This window comes from Bifidobacterium sp. wkB344 (assembly GCF_003688305.1).
Taxonomy (GTDB): Bacteria; Actinomycetota; Actinomycetes; order Actinomycetales; family Bifidobacteriaceae; genus Bombiscardovia; species Bombiscardovia mizhiensis.
Genome location: NZ_NPOQ01000016.1, coordinates 1 through 18,127 on the forward strand (window position 1 = coordinate 1; position 18,127 = coordinate 18,127).

13 protein-coding genes are annotated in these 18,127 nt (G+C 61.8%); 7 read left to right on the forward strand and 6 right to left on the reverse strand.

Going from position 1 to position 18,127, the window contains the following annotated elements; all coding sequences use genetic code 11:
• The 4 genes from CI601_RS04630 to CI601_RS04645 all read left to right on the forward strand — a co-directional run.
• Positions 1 to 1,079: sugar-binding protein (locus CI601_RS04630; protein WP_183129761.1), on the forward strand; the 1,079-nt coding region annotated here is incomplete at its 5' end.
• Positions 1,080 to 1,145: 66 nt separating this feature from the next.
• Complete coding sequence (locus tag CI601_RS04635) at positions 1,146 to 2,714, forward strand: sugar ABC transporter ATP-binding protein (RefSeq protein WP_121914498.1); 1,569 nt, start codon at positions 1,146 to 1,148, stop codon at positions 2,712 to 2,714.
• 23 nt (positions 2,715 to 2,737) lie between these two features.
• Positions 2,738 to 3,964 carry a multiple monosaccharide ABC transporter permease gene (mmsB, locus tag CI601_RS04640; RefSeq protein WP_024627188.1) on the forward strand — a complete coding sequence of 409 codons (1,227 nt, stop codon included), beginning with the start codon at positions 2,738 to 2,740 and terminating at the stop codon, positions 3,962 to 3,964.
• A gap of 230 nt (positions 3,965 to 4,194) precedes the next feature.
• Complete coding sequence (locus CI601_RS04645) at positions 4,195 to 5,430, forward strand: ROK family protein (protein ID WP_121914797.1); 1,236 nt, start codon at positions 4,195 to 4,197, stop codon at positions 5,428 to 5,430.
• Positions 5,431 to 5,476: 46 nt separating this feature from the next.
• Here the strand turns inward: CI601_RS04645 and CI601_RS04650 are convergent, their stop codons facing one another.
• The gene (locus tag CI601_RS04650; RefSeq protein WP_121914499.1) at positions 5,477 to 6,013 is read right to left on the reverse strand and encodes an NUDIX domain-containing protein; all 537 of its coding nucleotides are present in this window, start codon (positions 6,011 to 6,013) and stop codon (positions 5,477 to 5,479) included.
• 1 nt (position 6,014) lies between these two features.
• Positions 6,015 to 7,616, reverse strand: a complete 1,602-nt coding sequence (locus CI601_RS04655) for an aminopeptidase P family protein (RefSeq protein ID WP_121914500.1) — start codon at positions 7,614 to 7,616, stop codon at positions 6,015 to 6,017.
• Between the two features lie 155 nt (positions 7,617 to 7,771).
• On the opposite strand from CI601_RS04655, the gene CI601_RS04660 reads away from it, so the two are divergent.
• Both CI601_RS04660 and smc read left to right on the forward strand, forming a co-directional pair.
• The gene (locus CI601_RS04660; protein WP_121914501.1) at positions 7,772 to 9,193 is read left to right on the forward strand and encodes a folylpolyglutamate synthase/dihydrofolate synthase family protein; all 1,422 of its coding nucleotides are present in this window, start codon (positions 7,772 to 7,774) and stop codon (positions 9,191 to 9,193) included.
• A complete protein-coding gene (gene smc / locus CI601_RS04665; protein WP_121914502.1) occupies positions 9,193 to 12,834 on the forward strand; it encodes a chromosome segregation protein SMC in 3,642 nt (1,213 codons plus the stop codon). Before CI601_RS04660 ends, smc begins: the two co-directional genes overlap by 1 nt.
• Here smc and CI601_RS04670 read toward each other — a convergent pair.
• From CI601_RS04670 to CI601_RS04685, 4 genes are all read right to left on the reverse strand, one after another.
• Complete coding sequence (locus tag CI601_RS04670; protein ID WP_121914503.1) at positions 12,767 to 13,510, reverse strand: aspartate/glutamate racemase family protein; 744 nt, start codon at positions 13,508 to 13,510, stop codon at positions 12,767 to 12,769. The two genes, smc and CI601_RS04670, sit on opposite strands and share 68 nt — an antisense overlap.
• On the reverse strand, positions 13,507 to 14,751 hold the full coding sequence (locus CI601_RS04675) for a carboxylate--amine ligase (RefSeq protein ID WP_121914798.1): 1,245 nt from the start codon (positions 14,749 to 14,751) through the stop codon (positions 13,507 to 13,509). Before CI601_RS04675 ends, CI601_RS04670 begins: the two co-directional genes overlap by 4 nt.
• A gap of 86 nt (positions 14,752 to 14,837) precedes the next feature.
• Positions 14,838 to 16,406 (reverse strand): Mur ligase family protein, encoded by a 1,569-nt coding sequence (locus CI601_RS04680; protein ID WP_121914504.1) that lies wholly within the window; start codon positions 16,404 to 16,406, stop codon positions 14,838 to 14,840.
• Positions 16,407 to 16,580: 174 nt separating this feature from the next.
• The gene (locus tag CI601_RS04685) at positions 16,581 to 17,339 is read right to left on the reverse strand and encodes an exonuclease domain-containing protein (protein ID WP_121914505.1); all 759 of its coding nucleotides are present in this window, start codon (positions 17,337 to 17,339) and stop codon (positions 16,581 to 16,583) included.
• 153 nt (positions 17,340 to 17,492) lie between these two features.
• Between CI601_RS04685 and CI601_RS04690 the strand changes: the two genes are divergently transcribed.
• Positions 17,493 to 18,113 carry a sigma-70 family RNA polymerase sigma factor gene (locus CI601_RS04690; RefSeq protein ID WP_121914799.1) on the forward strand — a complete coding sequence of 207 codons (621 nt, stop codon included), beginning with the start codon at positions 17,493 to 17,495 and terminating at the stop codon, positions 18,111 to 18,113.
• The last annotated feature ends 14 nt before the right edge of the window (positions 18,114 to 18,127 follow it).

Here is an 18,127-nt window from a genome sequence, read left to right on the forward strand (position 1 = left end):
GGGGGGGGGGGGGGGGGGGGGGGGGGGGGGGGGGGGGGGGGGGGGGGGGGGGGGGGGGGGGGGGCGTAAATGCTAAAAACCCCTCAGATGTGACCGTCGGAATCTCGATGCCGGAACAACAGCTGGAACGCTGGCGTCTCGACGGCGATAACCTCAAAAAACAGCTTGAAGGCAAGGGCTACAAGGTCCTCCTGCAATTTGCTGACAATAAGACGGATCTGCAGGCTTCCCAGATTCAGAATATGGCTAATCAGGGAGCTAATTTCGTTGTGATTGCTTCCATTGACGGCACGGCTGTAGGGCCAGCCGCGGAGGCAGCCAAATCAAACGGTGCTACGGTGATCGCCTACGATCGACTGATCATGAACACCGATGCTTGTGACTACTACTCGACGTTCAACATCACCGAGGTGGGCAAACTCCAAGGGCAATACATAGTTAAAAAGCTCGGCCTTGATAGTGGCAAAAAAGGGCCCTTCAACATTGAGCTGATGACCGGCTCGCCAACAGACAACAACGCCAAATATTACTTCCAAGGATCTTGGTCGGTCCTCGAACCATATTTTAAAAACGGGTCATTGGTGTCCCCGTCTGGTCGAGTTCCCAAGAATCTCGAGGATTGGCAGAGCATCGGCATACAGAATTGGGATCGTCAAAACGCACAGAGCGAGATGGAAAACCGCATCAATTCCTATTACAACAGCGGAAGACATCTTGATGCCGTTCTCGCCCCCAATGATGCAATTGCCATGGGGACTGTAAACGCTGTAGACGCGGCGGGCTGGAATTACTATCCGATCATCACCGGTCAGGATGCCGAAAAGGCCAATGTGGCCAACATCGTTGCGGGCAAGCAGACAATGACGGTCTACAAGGATACTCGCAAACTGGCTGATTCCACTGCTGCCCTGATCGAGAAACTGGTCAAGGGACAGAAGCCCAAGACCAACGACACATTCAACAATAACAACAAGGATGTGCCTTCGATCCTGCTGAAGCCGGTCTCCGTTGACAAGGACAACGTCAAGAAGGAACTGGTTGACAGCGGGTATATCTCCGCGGCAAACGCCGGACTGTGACGAAACGTCATCGGGCATTCGCCGAGGTTCATTGAGTGCGGATGCCCTTAAATTCAGAAGGCACCAATGACATCATCTCAAAACACGATTTTGGAAATGCGGGACATTGTAAAGTCCTTCGGTCCAGTCACGGCATTGGACCATGTCAATATCAAGGTCCAACAGGGTCAGATCTTCTCCATCTGCGGCGAGAATGGGGCTGGTAAATCCACTCTCATGAACGTTCTGTCGGGAGTCTACCCGTATGGATCATACTCAGGAAGCATCATCTACCAGGGAAAACCCTGCAGGTTCTCTAGCATACGAGATTCGGAGCGCGAGGGAATCGTCATCATCCACCAGGAGCTGGCACTCGAGCCCTACATGACGATTGCTCAGAATATCTTTCTGGGCAATCCCATCACCAAGGGGATCTTCATTCAGGATGATCAGCAACGCCGAAAGGCTAAGGATGTCATGTCCCTGGTTGGTTTGGATGAGGATCCAGACACCCTGGTCTCCAACCTCGGTGTGGGCAAGCAACAACTGGTGGAAATCGCCAAAGCGCTCAGCAAGAACGTTCAATTGCTTATTTTGGACGAACCCACAGCAGCGCTCAACGATGAGGATTCCTTCCACCTGCTGGATTTGATCGACCGGCTTCGCAGGGAACGTGGCATAACGGCCATCATCATCTCCCATAAGCTCAACGAAATAGCGGCGTCTGCGGATGCCGTCCAGGTGATCAGGGACGGAAAGACCATCAGTGATTGTCGGGTCGATAAGGAGCACCCGCTGGATATGGATGCCTTGATCCGCGATATGGTCGGCAGACCGATGACCAATCGTTATCCGGAGCACGAATCGCACATCGGCAAGGAGATGTTCCGTGTAGAGCATTGGAGCGTCCACCATCCACAGGATTCCAACCGTTTGGTGGCCAAGGATGTCAGCTTCAACCTCCGCGCTGGGGAGATAGTGGGTATGGCTGGGCTGATCGGTGCCGGAAGAACCGAAACCGCTATGAGCATCTTCGGTCACCAGTACGGCGTCGGGGCTAGCGGCGACATATATATGGAAGGCAGGAAAATTACCCTGCCCGACGTGCGTTCGGCCATTGACGCGGGTCTGGCTTACGCCACCGAAGATAGGAAAGAGTACGGCCTTAACCTGATTGCTTCCATTCGAGAGAACACCTCAATGGCTAACCTCGGACACCTGTCTCACCACGGTGTCTTGGATCTCGACCGTGAAAAGCAGATTGCTGAGCAGTATCGGCGGGATTTCAGGACGAAGACCCCGAGCATAGAGATGCCGGCGAGCAGCCTGTCCGGAGGCAACCAGCAGAAGGTGGTGCTTTCCAAGTGGGTATCCACTGAGCCCAAAGTGCTCATACTGGACGAGCCGACCCGTGGCATCGATGTGGGTGCCAAATACGAGATATACGAGATCATCGACCGGCTGGCCGATGCCGGTTCGGCCATTCTGGTCATATCCTCCGAGTTGCCTGAGCTCTTGGGCATCTGTGACCGAATCTACACGATGAGTCAAGGAATCATTACGGCATGTCTGGATGCCCATGCCACCGATCAGGAGGAGCTGATGCGGTACATGACGTCTGAAATCCCTTGCAGTGAGGAAGCGGTGTTCGCATGAGCGTCAAGGAAGGAAAAACAACAATGAAGCAGTCGGTCGCTGAAGCGTCCAATGACAGCGGAAATCCGCAGGTGGCCACTCTTAAGTCCACCTTGCTGGGCAATGCTCGACAATATGGAATCTATCTGGCACTGGTAGTGGTCATTGCCATCTTCGAAGTGCTGACCGGAGGGCGTCTGCTCTTCCCCAACAATTTCGTTGCTCTATTTCAGCAGAACGCCTATGTGCTCGTTCTGGCCATCGGCATGCTTATGGTGATCATCGGTACTCATATCGATCTGTCTGTGGGTTCTGTGGTTGCTTTCATTGGCGGCATGGGCGCTTTCATGATGAAGAACTGGGGTTTGAACTGGTTCCTGGCCATTGTGCTCATGCTGGCGCTCGGGCTGATTGTGGGTATCTGGCAGGGCTTCTGGGTAGCCTATGTTGGCGTACCCGCCTTTGTCACGACCCTTGGCGGAATGCTGGTTTTCCGCGGTCTGGCAACTGTGATCGCCGGTGAATCCATTCCCCTTCGCTCCCGTGAGTTCCGTGCCATCTCCAAGGATTTCCTGCCGAACATCTTCGGTTTCTGGTTTGGTCTGGATGGGCTGACCTTGGTCGTTGGGGCAGTGGTCATACTCCTGGTTATCGTCATGCAGGTCCGTCGTCGGTCTCATACTATCCGGGTCGGGCTGCAGGCTGAGCCGAAGAGCTGGATGATCATCAAGTGCGTGCTGGCCACCTTGGTCATTGGGTTCGTAACCTACCTGCTGGCTTCTTCCGGAAACCAGACTCAGGGTGGTATACCCATCGTCTTGGTCATTATCGCTGTGCTAGTGGGCATCTACTGGTTCGTTCTCAACAGGATGGTGCTAGGGCGCGATATCTATGCTGTCGGTGGCAATAGAAAGGCCGCCGTGCTTTCGGGCATTGATACACGCAAGGTCGATTTCAAGATATTCCTCAACATGGGGCTGCTTGCCGCCATCGCTGCAATCATCACTTTGTCCCGACTGGCTTCCGCTACGGCCCAGACCGGTATGGAGTTTGAAATGGACGCCATCGCCGCCTGCTTCATCGGTGGTGCGGCTGTGGCTGGTGGCGTAGGTACCATCCCCGGCGCCATGGTAGGTGCACTGATCATGGGTGTGCTCAACCAAGGGCTGTCGATCATGGGTGCGGATGCCGCCATAGTGAAGATCATCAAGGGTCTGGTTGTGATTATCGCCGTGGCATATGATTTGATCAGCAAACGTCACAAGAAGTAATTGCTGACCTGTCTGCGCCCCGCCCTCTGTTCGTTTCCTGCTTGGAAGAACAGAGGGCGGGGCCTTGTTTAAAGCTCGTCGTTAATTTTCCTTCCTAGCTTCTACCTACGTATCCGAGGGCGGAAGCTCCAGCTGAATTTGCGGATTTTGGCGGGTTCATGTGTGATACTGAAAGGTGGTTTCTGGCATGTAGGGTGGTTTTGCCGCCCGGATTTGGAGGGATGATTTCCGTGACTGCCCTGCGCTCTATCAATCAGGATGATCTGAGGAACCACAACCTCTCGGTCATCATCGACACCATTCTGCGGTCGCCTACCTCGCTCAGCAGGGCGGATCTGGCCAAGGCTACCGGGCTGACCAAGGCTACCATGTCGCTCCTGGCTGGACTCCTACTCAGGAATAGGGTGGTACGCGAGGAGGAACCTGAGACTTCGCAGAGCAGCCATGGCCGACCGAGCACCCCACTGTCCATCGCACACGGACGCTGGGCTGGCCTGGGCCTGCAGATCAACACTGATGGTTACGGATGTCTGGCCATGGATCTGGATGGAACCCTGATCGATTCGGCCTGGGTCAAAGATGATATGCATGAGGCGGAACCCGATCGGGTCTTCGCTGACCTGGAGAAACTGACCAAGCCCATCGAACGCAAGCTGTCCCGGCGGCACTACCGCACAGTGGGTTCGGGCCTGGCTCTGCCTGGCCTGGTCGGCGGCGACACCACCTTGCTCATGGCCCGCAACCTGGGATGGGAACGTCTGGATCTGCAGGAATTTCCCCTGGTCCGTCGCTTAGCTCCCAGAGTGGGCAACGAGGCGCGTCTGGCAGCCCTTGCACAGATTCCCGGCTACGCGGCACAGCGTCCTGCGGGCGGAGATGAGGGGCCACTTTCGCCCACCGACTCCTTTATTTACATTTCCACTGACATCGGTATCGGCGGAGCTGTGGTGCGTCGCGGGGCCGTCGAGACCGGAGACCATGGGTTCGCCGGTGAATTGGGGCATGCCTCGGTGGATCTGAACGGCCCAACCTGCCGTTGCGGTCGCCGTGGGTGCCTGGAGACCTACGCCGGACGCAGGGCTCTGGTTGAGGCGGCTGACATCGCCACTGGAGCTGAGGCGGTCACGCCCCAGGCCATGGAGGAACTCTACCAGCGCTGGCAGCAGGGCGATGCCAAAGCGGTAGATGCCATCGACCGCGGGCTCGATGCCATGATCTCGGTCATCGCCTCAGCTATCAATATTGTCGACGTGGATACGGTCATTCTGGGGGGATTCTGGTCGCACTTCGGGGGGAACCTGGCCCAGCGTCTGCAGGATCGGCTCAATCAGCTGACCCTGGGCCGGGATGCCGTGGACATTCGCGTCCTCATCCCCACCCAGGCCGACTATCCGGCCCTCAAGGGAGCAGCACTGGTAGGCCTGCGCCGCTTCATCGACGATCCGCTGAATTTCTTCGAGGACTGAGCCGCCAAGGGCTGAACCTTCCAAGGGCCCAATGGTCAACTTGAGACTAGTCGGGATTTGCAGGCAGCTCCCTGCCGCCAACCTTGAAGAGGGCGTGGGCGTCTCCGCCCTGGAGGCGCTTCAGGTAGGTCCGGGCTCGGGCCATGCGTTCCACAGTGGTCTGGGCCAGCGGAGAGGGGAGTTGATCGGGGTCGAACCAGCCGACTGACAGGCTCTCCTCGTCACCCACAAAGGGATCGGTGTTGCCGCTGGGGTCAGGCCGGCAGATGAAGAGATGATCCATGTACATGGTCCGGTCCCCGTTGGCATAGGTGATCACCTCTTGGGAGGATGTGACCGCCGCCAGGTCGGTGACGATCACATCCACCCCGGTCTCCTCCTTGACCTCGCGGATCACGGTGTCGGCCGGGTCCTCGCCCGGTTCGTTGATCCCGTAGACCAGGGCCCACTGTCCTGTGTCGGAGCGCCGGCCCAGCAGGAGGCGGTCCTGGTCATCGCTGACGAAGGCCGTCACACCGTTCAGCCAGAGCAGGTCATGGCCTATGGACCGACGCAGTCTGAGCACGAAGTCAGGGGTGGGCATATCAGTCCTGGTCCGGGTCGGCCAGTGCGGCCCGCTGCGCCATCCAGGCCTCTACCTCTTCGACGGTCTTGGGGATGCCTGCAGACAGCCACTGGGGTCCCTGCTCGGTCATGAGCACGTCGTCCTCCACGCGCACGCCGATGCCGCGGAACTCCGGAGGCACCAGCAGGTCGTTTTCCTTGAAGTAGAGTCCGGGCTCGATGGTGAAGATCATCCCGGGGGTGATGGGCGCGCCTTGGTAGGACTCGTACCTGGCCTCCGCGCAGTCGTGTACGTCCAGACCCAGGTGGTGGGCGCATCCACAGGCGTGCCAGCGCCGGTGCTGCTGGCCCTGGGGGGAGAGGGACTCCTCCACGCTGACCTTGAGGATGCCCCACTCGTGCAAAGTTTCAGCCAGCACACGCATGACGGCATGGTGGATGTCCGAGTAGGTGGCGCCGGGCTTGGCGGCTTCGAAGCCGGCCTGCTGGGCCTTGAGCACGGTCTGGTAGATCCGCTTCTGCAGTGGACTGAAGGTGCCGCCTACGGGGAAGGTACGGGTGATGTCGGCCGTGTAGAGGCTGTTGACCTCCACACCGGCGTCGATCAGGAGCAGGTCGCCCTCCTGGACGGTTCCGTCATTGCGCATCCAGTGCAGGATGGGAGCGTGCTTGCCCGAGGCGATGATGGAACCGTAGCCCACGTCGTTGCCCTTCTCGCGGGCGTTGGCATTGAAAACGCCCTCCAGCATCCGCTCGGAACGGGGCTTGCCTACCACCTGGGGCAGGTGGGTCAGAATCCGGTCGAATCCGTCCTTGGTGGCGGCGATGGCCTTGCGCATCTCGCTGATCTCATAGTCGTCCTTGATCATGCGGGCCTCGGAGGTGAACTCTTCGAGCTTGTCGTCGGCCTCCTCATTGCGGTCCGGACCGCCGATCCCGTTGGCCTTGCGGGCGGCCTCCACCTGGTTCAGGACCTCCTGGTCGGCAGTGCGGATTACCCGCATCTTGACTGCACCCTGGTCCGGCCCCAGATCCTTGGCGATGGCATCAGGGAAGGAGGCGATGTCCTTGGTGGGGATGCCGGTCATGATGGCCAGCTCCCGCAGCCCGGCCCGGGGACCCACCCAGTATTCCCCATACTGGGAGGACCGGTAGTAGTCGCGGGTGGACTGATCGGCCCGGGGATGGACGAAGAGCTCGGGGGTATGGGTCAGGCCCTTGGCGGCCTCCGGGCTGTCGGGATCCACCGGGTCCAGGACCAGGATGGCTCCGGGTTCGTAGTCCTCGCCCAGGCCCGTGTAGTAGGCAAAGGTGGTGTCTGGGCGGAAGGCGTAGTCGTTGTCGTTGTTTCGGGTCTTGTAGGATCCGGCAGGGATGACCAGTCGTTCGCCAGGAAAACGCTGACCCAGTTCACGCAGGCGGCGCTCAGTATATTTGCTGGACTCCAGCGGCTCGATCTGCGGCTCCTGGGCCTGCCACCCAGTGGTCATGAACTTCTGGAAGGCGGGGGAGTTGGGGCGCAGGGTGCGGTTGTTCACCCGGTCTTCCATGTTCTGCTCATCCAGGTCCACGTTCTTGGGATCAGTGTCTCCTTGTAGATGCTCCTGTGCGGATGCGGTCACGTCCAGCCTCCTTGAGATTCCGGTTCTGACTATGTTGGTTCCATGGTAGTGCGTTCGGCCGATGTGACAGTCGGCTGTTCCGGCCCTCAATCGGGGTCGGTGGCGCATAGAATGGGCGGGAAGCATCCACAGCCAGCAGGAGGCGCAGGCAGAATATGTCATTCGAACACCCCAACAGCAAGGGTCAGAATATTCGCGATGTCGAGCGGGCCATCATGGCGCGTCCCGCCGAGCATGACAGCCCCAACCTGGACCTGGACAGGATGGGGATGATGCTGGATCTGTTGGGCCATCCGGAGCACAGCTTCCGGGTCATCCACGTCACCGGTACCAACGGCAAGGGGTCCACGGCGCGGATGGCCGAGGCTCTGGTGCGGGCCTACGGTCTGCGCACCGGGCTCTATACCTCGCCCCACCTGGAGCGGATCAACGAGCGGATCGCCATCGACGGCAAGGAGCTCTCGGACGAGGACTTTGTGGACCTCTACCAGCAGATCGAGGATTTCATCGCCATGGTGGACGACCGCTTCGCCCAGCAGGGCAGGGCTCCCATGAGCTTCTTCGAGGTCCTGACCGCCATGGCTGTATGGGCCTTCGCCGATGCCCCGGTGGACGTGGCCATCGTCGAGGTGGGGATGGGCGGCCGTTGGGATGCCACCAACGTCCTCGATGGCGACGCCGCCATCATCGGTCCGGTGGACATGGACCATATGCAGTGGCTGGGGGATACGGTCGAGCAGATAGCAGGGGAGAAGGCCGGGATCATCAAGCCCAAGTCCACGGTCATCGTCGGCGCACAGCCGCATGAGGAGGCTGTCATGCCCATCATCGAGCAGGCTGTGCGCGAGCAGGGCGCCCCCACCTTGCTGAGGGACGGCAACGAGCTGGAGGTCGTTTCCCGTATGCCTGCGGTGGGCGGCCAGGTGGCTACGCTGCGCACGCCTCAGGGACTCTACAAGGATGTGCCCATCGATAAGTTCGGAGAGCATCAGGCCCACAACGCTCTGGCAGCCCTGGCCGCGGCTGAGACGGTCATCCCCGTCAACGGGGCCCTGGACCAGGATCTGGTGGCCGAAGCCTTGAGTCAGGTGCGCATCCCCGGACGGATCGAGCAGGTGCGCACCTCACCCACCATCATCATCGATGGCGGGCACAACCTGAACGCGGCCCAGTCGCTGCGCTCGGCCATCGAGGAGAACTACGACTTCAAGCAGCTGGTGGGTGTGATTTCCATGATGGCCGACAAGCAGGTGGAGGACTATCTGGGCCTGCTGGAACCCGTGCTGGACAGCGTCGTAGTCACCGAGAACTCCTGGAAGGGTCGGGTCATGCCTGCCGAGGATCTGGAACGGGTCGCCGTGAGGGTCTTCGGGCCCGACAGGGTGGTCCGGCGCGACCGGATGCCCGATGCCATCCAGACGGCCGTCGACATGGTCGACAGCGAGGACCAGACCGGCGTGGGCTATGGCCGGGGAGTGCTGATCTGCGGCAGCTTCGTCACCGCCGGCGACGCCCGTACCCTGCTGGCCGAGCGTCCCAATCCCGATCTGGCCAAACCTAAGGCGGAGCGCGCCTGATGTATCTCAAGGAGCTGACCCTCAAGGGCTTCAAGTCCTTCGCCTCGGCCACCACCCTGCGCTTCGAGCCGGGCATCACCGCCGTGGTGGGCCCCAACGGATCAGGCAAATCCAACATCGTCGACGCCCTGGCCTGGGTCATGGGCGAGCAGGGAGCCAAGAGCCTGCGCGGCGGATCCATGGAGGACGTGATCTTTGCCGGCACCTCCTCCAGGCCGCCACTGGGCCGTGCTCAGGTCACCCTGACCATCGACAACACTGATCGGACCTTGGACATCGACTACACCGAGGTGACCATCAGCCGGACCATCTACCGCAACGGCGGGTCCGAATACGCCATCAACGGGTCCGACTGCCGCCTGCTGGACATCCAGGAGCTGCTCAGCGACACCGGGCTGGGCCAGCAGATGCACGTGATCGTCGGCCAGGGTCGGCTGGATGCCATCCTGCGGGCTGATCCGGCCGGCCATCGGGCCTTCATCGAGGAGGCGGCCGGCATCCTCAAGCACCGCAAGCGCAAGGAGCGGGCCCTGCACAAGCTGGCCAACACCGAGGCCAACCTGTCCCGTCTGGATGACCTGATCGGCGAGATTCATCGGCAGCTGGGGCCTCTGGGCCGCCAGGCCAAGGTCTCCCGCCGAGCCGACATGATTCAGGTCAGCCTGCGGGACGCCCAGGCCCGCATCCATGCCGATGACGCCCTGACCTCGCAGAAAAAACTGGAGGACCTGCGCTCGCAGATGGCAGAGACTCGGGGGCAGCTGGCTCGCGGGCAGGAGGATCTGACCAGGGTCAAGCTGCGCATCGAACAGCTGGAGGGGCTGGACCGACAGTCCAGTCCGGCTCTGGAGGCTGTCAACCAGCAGTGGAACGACCTGACCAAGCTGGGTGAGCGGGCCGGTTCCTTGGCAGCATTGGCCAGGGAGCGCAGCCGTTCGTTGGAGGCCGGCATGGTGGCCGACCAGGGGCAGGACCCCGGGGTGCTCAGGCGGCGGGCCGACGAGCTCAAGGGTCAGGCCGACCAGGAGGAGGCCCAGGTTGGAGCTGACCGGATCGCCTTGGACGGCCGCGTTCAAGCCCGTGCGGATCTGGAGCGGCGGCTGGCCGCCCACCGGCAGACCATGACCGAGCTGCGGCAGGCGGCCAGAAAGCGGCAGGCTCGGTTGGGCGATCTGGCCCAGCTGGTGGCCAAGGAGGAATCGGCCCTGGAACTTTCCAGGCAGCGCGAGCGTGACCTGTCCCGCCAGCAGGATCAGGTCAAGGAGAGCCTGGAGCGTGCCAGGAACCGGGTACGGGACCTGGACAGCCAGGAGGAAAGTCCTGACCAGGATAGCAGACAGGCCCTGGATCAGGCAGCTCAGGTCAGGGACCAGGCCCGAAGCAGGCTCAACGACCTCCAGGAGCGCGAACGCCGTATCCAATCCGATGCCATATCGGCCCAGGCCAAGGCCGATGCCCTGGCGGACACGCTGGATCATCGCGGCGCCGGCGAGGCCCTGTCCCAGGCCGGGGATCCGGCCCTGCTGGGTGTACTGACCGACTTCGTCCGAGTGGAGGATGGCTGGGAGGAGCCCCTGGCCCAGGCCTTGCATGACTATGCCTCGGCTCTGGTGGCCAAGGATGGCCAGGCGGTCGACCAGACCCTGGAGCGGGCCCGCCAAGATCGTCTGGGACGCGCCGCGTTGATCTCGGCATCCGGTCCGCTCAAGGGGGCAGACATACGACCCGGCAATGGCCCCTGGCGGTCTGCCGCCGACCTGGTGGATCTGCGGGAGCATCCTGCCGATCCTGACCAGGCCCAGGGAGTGCTGAGGGCTGTACGCAGTCTGCTGGCCTCGACAGCCGCCGTCGATGACGTCGATAAGGCCCGCCGTGCCCTGGAGGACGGGTGGCAGCAGGCGTTGACCCGCCAAGGCGACCTCTACGACCGGGTAGGTGCTGTAGGCGGATCAGCTCCGGCCACCAGTGACTTGGCGTTGACTGCACGCAGGGATAAGGCCCTGGCGCAGGTGGAGGCCCTCCAGGATGAATCCCGGACGCTGCAACCGCAGATGGATGCGGCCCGTACCGCCCTTGAGCAAGCTGAGCAGCAGCTGCAGGAGGCGCGCAACCGGTGCACCGAGGCCCGGGTCAAGGCCGAGCAGGCAGCCCGAGATCTGGCGGCAGCCCGCAAGGAGTCGGATCGTGCCCAGGCTGGGGTCAAGGATCTGGATGACCGGCTGACCCAGGTGCGTGACCAGGTGCGCACCCACGAACTCAAACTGGAAGACCTGAAAGCCGGCCTGGCCCGCGCCCAGGAGGATGGGGATTCTGACCCGGATGACCCGGAGGGTATGGAAGACCGGCAGCATGAATTGGAGACGGCCCTGGACCAGGCCCGCACTGCCGAGATGGAGGCCAAGCTGACCTGGACGGAGAGCGACCGGCGGCATGCCTCCCTGCTGCGGCAGATTGATCTGCTGCGGGATCAGGCCGACCAGGCCGAACGCCATCGTCAGCGGATAGGCGAGGAAAACCGTCGTCGCAAGGCCGGCATGGCATCCCTGGGGCTGATCGCGCTCAGGGCCGACCTGCTGGCCCAGCTGATCAAGGGGAGAATGGAACATGCGGCCCGCCGCCGGGATCAGCCCAGGGCCAAGGCTTCGGCCCACGACAAGGAGCTGACCGATCTGCGGGCCAGCAGGGACGATCTGGAACCCAAGGTGGCCGGTCTGCGTCAGAATGAGCACGGTCTGGATCTGGAACGGGAGCGCCTGGCCGGTGAAGATGGTCGCCTGCGCCAGCGTATCCAGGATGATCTGGGCATGGAGCCTGAGGAGCTGATCCGCGAGTACGGCCCCGATCGTCCGGTGCCCGTCCTGGATGACGAGGGCAATCCGGTGCCCCTAGACCTGGAGGCGACGGAGGATGAAGATGCAGATTCGTCAGCCTTCAAAACGGTGCCCTACCAGCGCGGGGAACAGGAGAAGCGACTGGCCAAGGCCAAGCGGGACCTGGCTGCTCTAGGCAAGGTCAACCCGCTGGCCACCGAGGAATACGAGGCCCTGGAGTCCCGCAACCGCTACCTGCACGAGCAGCGTCAGGATGTGATCGGGTCCCGGGACGATCTGATGGCCCTGGTCAAGGATCTGGATTCGACCATGGTCACGGTCTTCAAGGAGGCCTTCGACGATACCGCCCAGGCCTTCGAACGCATATTCGCCACCCTCTTCCCCGGCGGGCGCGGGCGGCTGCGGCTGGAGGACCCGGATGACCTGCTGACCACAGGGGTTCTGGTCGAGGCCAGCCCGGCCGGCAAGAAGGTCCGTCGGCTTTCCCTGCTCTCTGGAGGGGAGCGGTCGCTGACAGCCCTGGCCCTGCTCCTGGCCATCTTCACGGCCCGGCCCAGCCCCTTCTATGTCATGGACGAGGTCGAGGCCGCCCTGGACGATGTGAACCTGACCAGGCTGCTCAAGGCCTTCGAGCAGTTGCGGGAGCATGCCCAGCTGATCATCATCACCCACCAGCAGCGGACCATGGGCATCGCCGACGCGCTCTACGGGGTCACCATGCGGGGGGACGGGGTGACGGCCGTCATTTCCCAGCGGCTGAAGGATCCGAATCGTTCCGGCCGCGAAGAGCCCGAGCCCGATCAAGGGTGACCTCTGCCAAAACGGCTTGGGAGTCCACGATGGGCAGCTGTGGCATGGGGTAAACCTCGTTGAGTACTGAAAGTTCGGTGCAGCCCAGCAGGACCGAGTCACAGTGGTAGTCATTCAGGAAGGTATCGAGAACGCCCAGGTAGCGGTCCTTGTCCAGTCGCCCTTCCTTGACGTCGTCGTAGATCAGTGCGCTCACGCGGTCCTGCAGGGCCTGGTCCGGGTCCACCAGCTGGTAACCGGCGCTGTCGGCCGGGCCCTGGTAGATGGCGGCATGGCGGGAACCCTCGGTGCCCATGTACCCCATGCGCGGATGGGTTTTCGCCGGATAGTGCCGATCAGCCCAGTCGATGGTGGCCTGGGGCATGTCCAAAATAGGGACAGGGGTCAGGGCCTGGAGCCTGGGCAGAATCTGATGGGCGGTGTTGCAGGCCATGACCATGAAGGAGGCGCCCATGGCTGTAGCCTGGCGCACATCCTCGGCCAGATAGGGGAAGGGATCATCCTTGCTGCGGCCCAGGATGAACTCGGTGCGGTCGGGCACGGTGGCGTGGTTGAAGACCACATAGTCCAGAAAGTCCTGGTCCTTGCGCGCCCCGGTCATCCGGTCCAGCACCCGCACGAAGCTTTCGGTGGCCAGTGTGCCCATGCCGCCCAGGACGACGAAGAAGTTCCTCATGCCAGTGTCCTCTTGTCACGGAAGTAGCGCCGGTAACGACGCCGATAGATGGAAAACATGTGTCGAATCAGCAGCCAGCGCTTGAAGTTGCGGTCCTTACTGTACTCCAGAGTGGTGCCCCAGTCTCCGCGGCGAATCATGGCCATGGCCTGTCGCTTGTCCTCGGATTCGGCGCAGTATTTGCGGAAGATGTCCTTGGGAATCTCCATCCAGAGGCGATGCCCCCGGCCGAAGACGGTGCGTCCGTTGAAGGGGGTGTCCAGAACCAGGTCGTCCACGAAGTAGCGGGCCAGGTTGAAGCCGTTCAGGGTGACCACGTAACTGCTGCGGCCCTGGCGCAGATTGATTTCGAAGAGCTTGTAGATGCCGTCGCGCGGATCGTACTTCATGTCGAAGTTGGCCACACCGCTGTAGTTGATGTCCTCAAGGAAGGCCTTGATCCGGTCGAAGATGTCCTGGTTGTAGTCGGGCATAATGGCTGCGTAGTTGCCCACGGCCTCGGGGGTGGGGTCCTCCAGCAGCGGGTGTCCCAGAAACATCATGCGCACCCGGTGGTGGCGGTCCACATAGGCGTTGAGCACCCTCATGTTGTCATCGCCCCCAGGCACGAAGTCCTGGATGACCATTTTCGAGGTGTACCCGGCCTGGTAGGACCTGCGGATCATGGTGTCCAGCTCTTCAGGGTTGCTGAAGATGAAGGCCTTCTTCCTGCCGGGGAAGTCGATGCCCAGCCACTCGTCGCTGTCGGCAGGCTTCATGGCCACCGGGTAGTCGAAGGGCAGCTTCCGGTGGCGACCCGCCTTCACATCGTCGGCATCCACCGAGACGGTCTGCGGGTGGGGCAGATCGTAGCGGTCGCAGAGTTCGTAGAAGGAGGACTTGAGTGAGAGGGCGCGGTTGAGCTTGGCGTCGATGGCGTTGAAGACGAACCGTTCGCGCAGGGGATCGCCGAACTCGTCCAGCAGGTTGGCGTAGGTGTCCCCGCAGGGCAATAGGAGCAGGGTGGCTCCTGGGTGGTCCCGGTGATAGGCATCCGCCCAGTCGTTCAGGGCCGGCACAAAGACCTTGGGATTGGCGAAATCCGGCACCAGGTGCACGTCGATGATCCTGCTGTACTTGGTGGGGGAGAGCTGCTGGTGGGCGAAGGCGGTGGAGACCAGTCCATAGACCTCATGAAAAGCGCGCGCCATGCCGTAGGCGTTGATATCGCTGCCCAGTATGACCGGTTGGAATTCTTGCATCTGTATGAAACCACCTACCATGTGCTCGTGCGCCCCGCCCTGCCGCGGGGCATTTGGCTTTCCATCTTAGGGTCCTGTCGGGATCGTCATCCCCGGGCTGCGCCGGTGGCTCCCAGGTTGTAGCTTTCCGTGCCCAGCAGGCGCGCCACCACGTGGTCATCGCCCTCATAGGGCACGTGGCCGCCGTCCGTCTTGAACCAGCGTTCCTCACCCTTGCCGATGACCAGCGTGACGCGCAGACGGTCCTCTGGCTGGCCCGGATCCCCCAGAGCCTGCCTGATGGCCTGGACCCTGTCCGGAACGATGCTGGCATCCAGGCTTGGATTGGTCACGAAGCCCAGCATCTGGCGATCCACCTGATCCGCGCTCTCCCCCTCCTCGTCGTCGGCAGTCAGGATCAGCCGGTCGACGCGGTTCTGGGCGGCGCTGACGATGCCCTCCCTGCGGTCGATGGCCTTGCCGCCAGCGGAACCGGAGACCAGGGTGATCAGGGGCTTGCGCTCGCCGTAGCGCTCGTCCACAAAATCCAGTAGGGCGGTGACTGAGGCCTTGTTGTGGGCGTAATCGACGTAGACCACTCGGTTATCGGCCTTGAAGCGTTCCATCCTGCCGGCGATCCTGACGCTTCCCATGGCCCGGAGTGCGTCGGCATCGGGCTCCAGACCCAGACGGGTCAGCATGGCCAGGGCAGCGGCCGCGTTCAGGGCGTTGAAATCCCCATCCATGGACAGGCTGACCGGCCTCATGGCTCCGCCGGCGGGTCCTATCAGGTAGTCGTCGCCCTGGCCGGGAGCCTTGCGAACCAGGAAATCGGCCTGTCGGGTTCCGTCTCCGAATGTGGTCACCGGAATGCCGGCGGCGCGGGCATCCTGACGAATCAGGTCGGCTCCACGCGCATCGGCTCCCAGGACCAGCTGTCGGCTGTTGTAGGTTATGTGGCGCTTGCAGTAGAAGTAATCTTCGAAGCTGGGGTGTTCGATGGGGCTGATGTGGTCGGGGGAGATGTTCAGGAATGCCCCCAAGTCGAATGTCAGCCCGTAGACACGGTCCACCTTGTAGGCCTGGGAGGAGACCTCCATGACCAGGTAGCGCATGCCGGCGTCTGCCGCCTGGCGCATCATCCGAAAGAGGTCCAGCGATTCGGGTGTGGTCAGCTGGGACTCTTCGTAGTGCCGGCCGTCCAGGCAGTTGTCCACTGAGGAAAGCAGGGCGGCGCGATCTCCGGAGATCTTGCCCAGCATGGCCTGCAGGAAGTAAGCGGTGGTGGTCTTGCCCTTGGTTCCGGTGATTCCCACCAGTGTCAGCTGATCCTGGGGATACCCGTAAAAAGCAGCGGCCAGCAGGCTCATGGACTTGCGCACGTCGTTGACGATGATCCCCGGGGCTTTGGTATGGGCGGACAGATCCTGCCGGGCCACGTAGGCCTGAGGACCCTCGGGATCGCAGGCATCCAGATATTCGGGCAGGAAGTGGCCCTTGCAGAAGAGCAGGCTGCCAGGTCCAGCTTGGCGGGTGTCGTAGGTGATGTCGGTGAAGGGCTTGGATGACTGGGTGTCTTCTGGAGTATTCAAGGTCCACTGGTCGCCCTGGATCACCTCGCGCAGTTGATGATGTTTGCGCAGCAGCTCCAGAGTTGAAGCCATCGTCAGCGCCATGCCGGCTTCCCCCTTGTCTGTAGGTTTGTCACATAACTTGTTCCTGCCCGATTGGTGACCCCGATCGAGACCAGATACAAGTCTAAACCGCCTCCAGGCGAGGGCAGGGCGATTCGACGACCCCTTGACTGAATGGGCAAAAAGCAGGAAGTGGATCGGCCTTGGAGCTGAGCTTCAGAGCCAGGAATCGGTGACCGGACGGCGTCCCTGGGAGATCAGGTGCTGGTTGAACTGATCCCGCCACTTGGCCTGCGCCTGCCGCTGCCAGTCCATAAGGGAGTCCATGGTGATTCGGGCCACCTGGGGGAAGAGGGTGGTCATGGGCTTGATCAGGTCCACGGCAGCCACCGTATCCGCTGTGGCATTGTGGAAGTTGCCATGGGGGATGACGCCGTAGTACTCACTGGTCAGCCCCAGGGTGCGGCGGCCCGACCGGTGGGAGATCTCCCTGTCCAGGACTAGAGGATCAACCACCAGCAGATCCCCCTCGCTTAGTGGCTTGACCGACTCCGCGCACCAGTGGGCGATGTCCCCATCCAGCATCTGCACGTCAAAGGGCGCGTTGTAGGCCAGCAGGGGGATGCGCTTGTCCTGGGCGCGGGCAATGAACCCGGCCATCTGCTCGGTGGCCAGCTCAGGCTCCATGCCCTCGGTGGCCAGCTGCTCATCGGTGAACCCGTTGACCCGACTGGCCCCCTTGCTGATATGTCGGTGCGGATTGACTATCCAGGTGGCTACGACATCCCCTGCGTAGCCCTTGGTCGGGTCGCGCAGAACCAGGCTGGCCGAAACAATGCCGTCCTTGCCCGGTCTGGTACCCGTGGTCTCGGTGTCGAACCCCACAAGCCAAGAATCCCCTAGGCGTGTCGACCCCTCCTGTTGCGGGGCTGACGCAAGCGCCTGCTCCATGCTTGTGTACTCGGTGTTTTCCATAAGCGTGATTTCTCCTTCGTCATTATGGTAACCGAGGACCGACCGGCCCGCGAACGGGCCGAAACCGCCACGGGCGAGGGGGGATGGCACAATAGAAGTGTGGCAGATACCAGCGAACTCGAAAGCAGAAAACGTCAATTCGAGGCCCTGGCCATGCCTGCGGTGGATGTGCTGTACCGCCAGGCCATGCGCCTGACCAACAATCCGGAGGACGCCCAGGATCTGGTTCAGGATACCTTCGAGCGCGGATTCAAGGCTTTCGACCGCTTCCAGCCCGGCAGCAACTTTGAGGCCTGGATGACCACCATCGAACGCAACGCCTACTTCAACCAGTACCACAAGGCCAAGCGGCGCCCCCAAAGGGCCAACGACTCGACGGGCGAGTACAACGACTGGGACATCTATTCGGCTTCGGAGCACGGGTCCGAGGGGCTCAAATCCGCCGAGCAGGAGTACATGGAGACCTTCGCCCCCGAGGAGATCATGGCTGCCCTGAACCGGCTCAGCCCGGAACGCCGACGGGTCTTCATCGATGCCGCCATCGACGGCAAGAGCTATCAGCAGGTGGCCGATGAGGAGGGCATCAAGATCGGCACGGTCATGAGCCGGCTGAACCGTGCGCGCTCGCAGTTGCGCCAGGAGCTGGAGCGCTATGCCCAGGAGCGCGGCTACCAGCAGGGGCGCGGTGCTGCAGGCAAGCCCTCAGCGGAACGACATGGTGCTGGTGCTGCCAGGCCTAGTATAAAAAAAGAGATCAGCACCAAGGGGCACTGAGGGCCCCCGAAGAT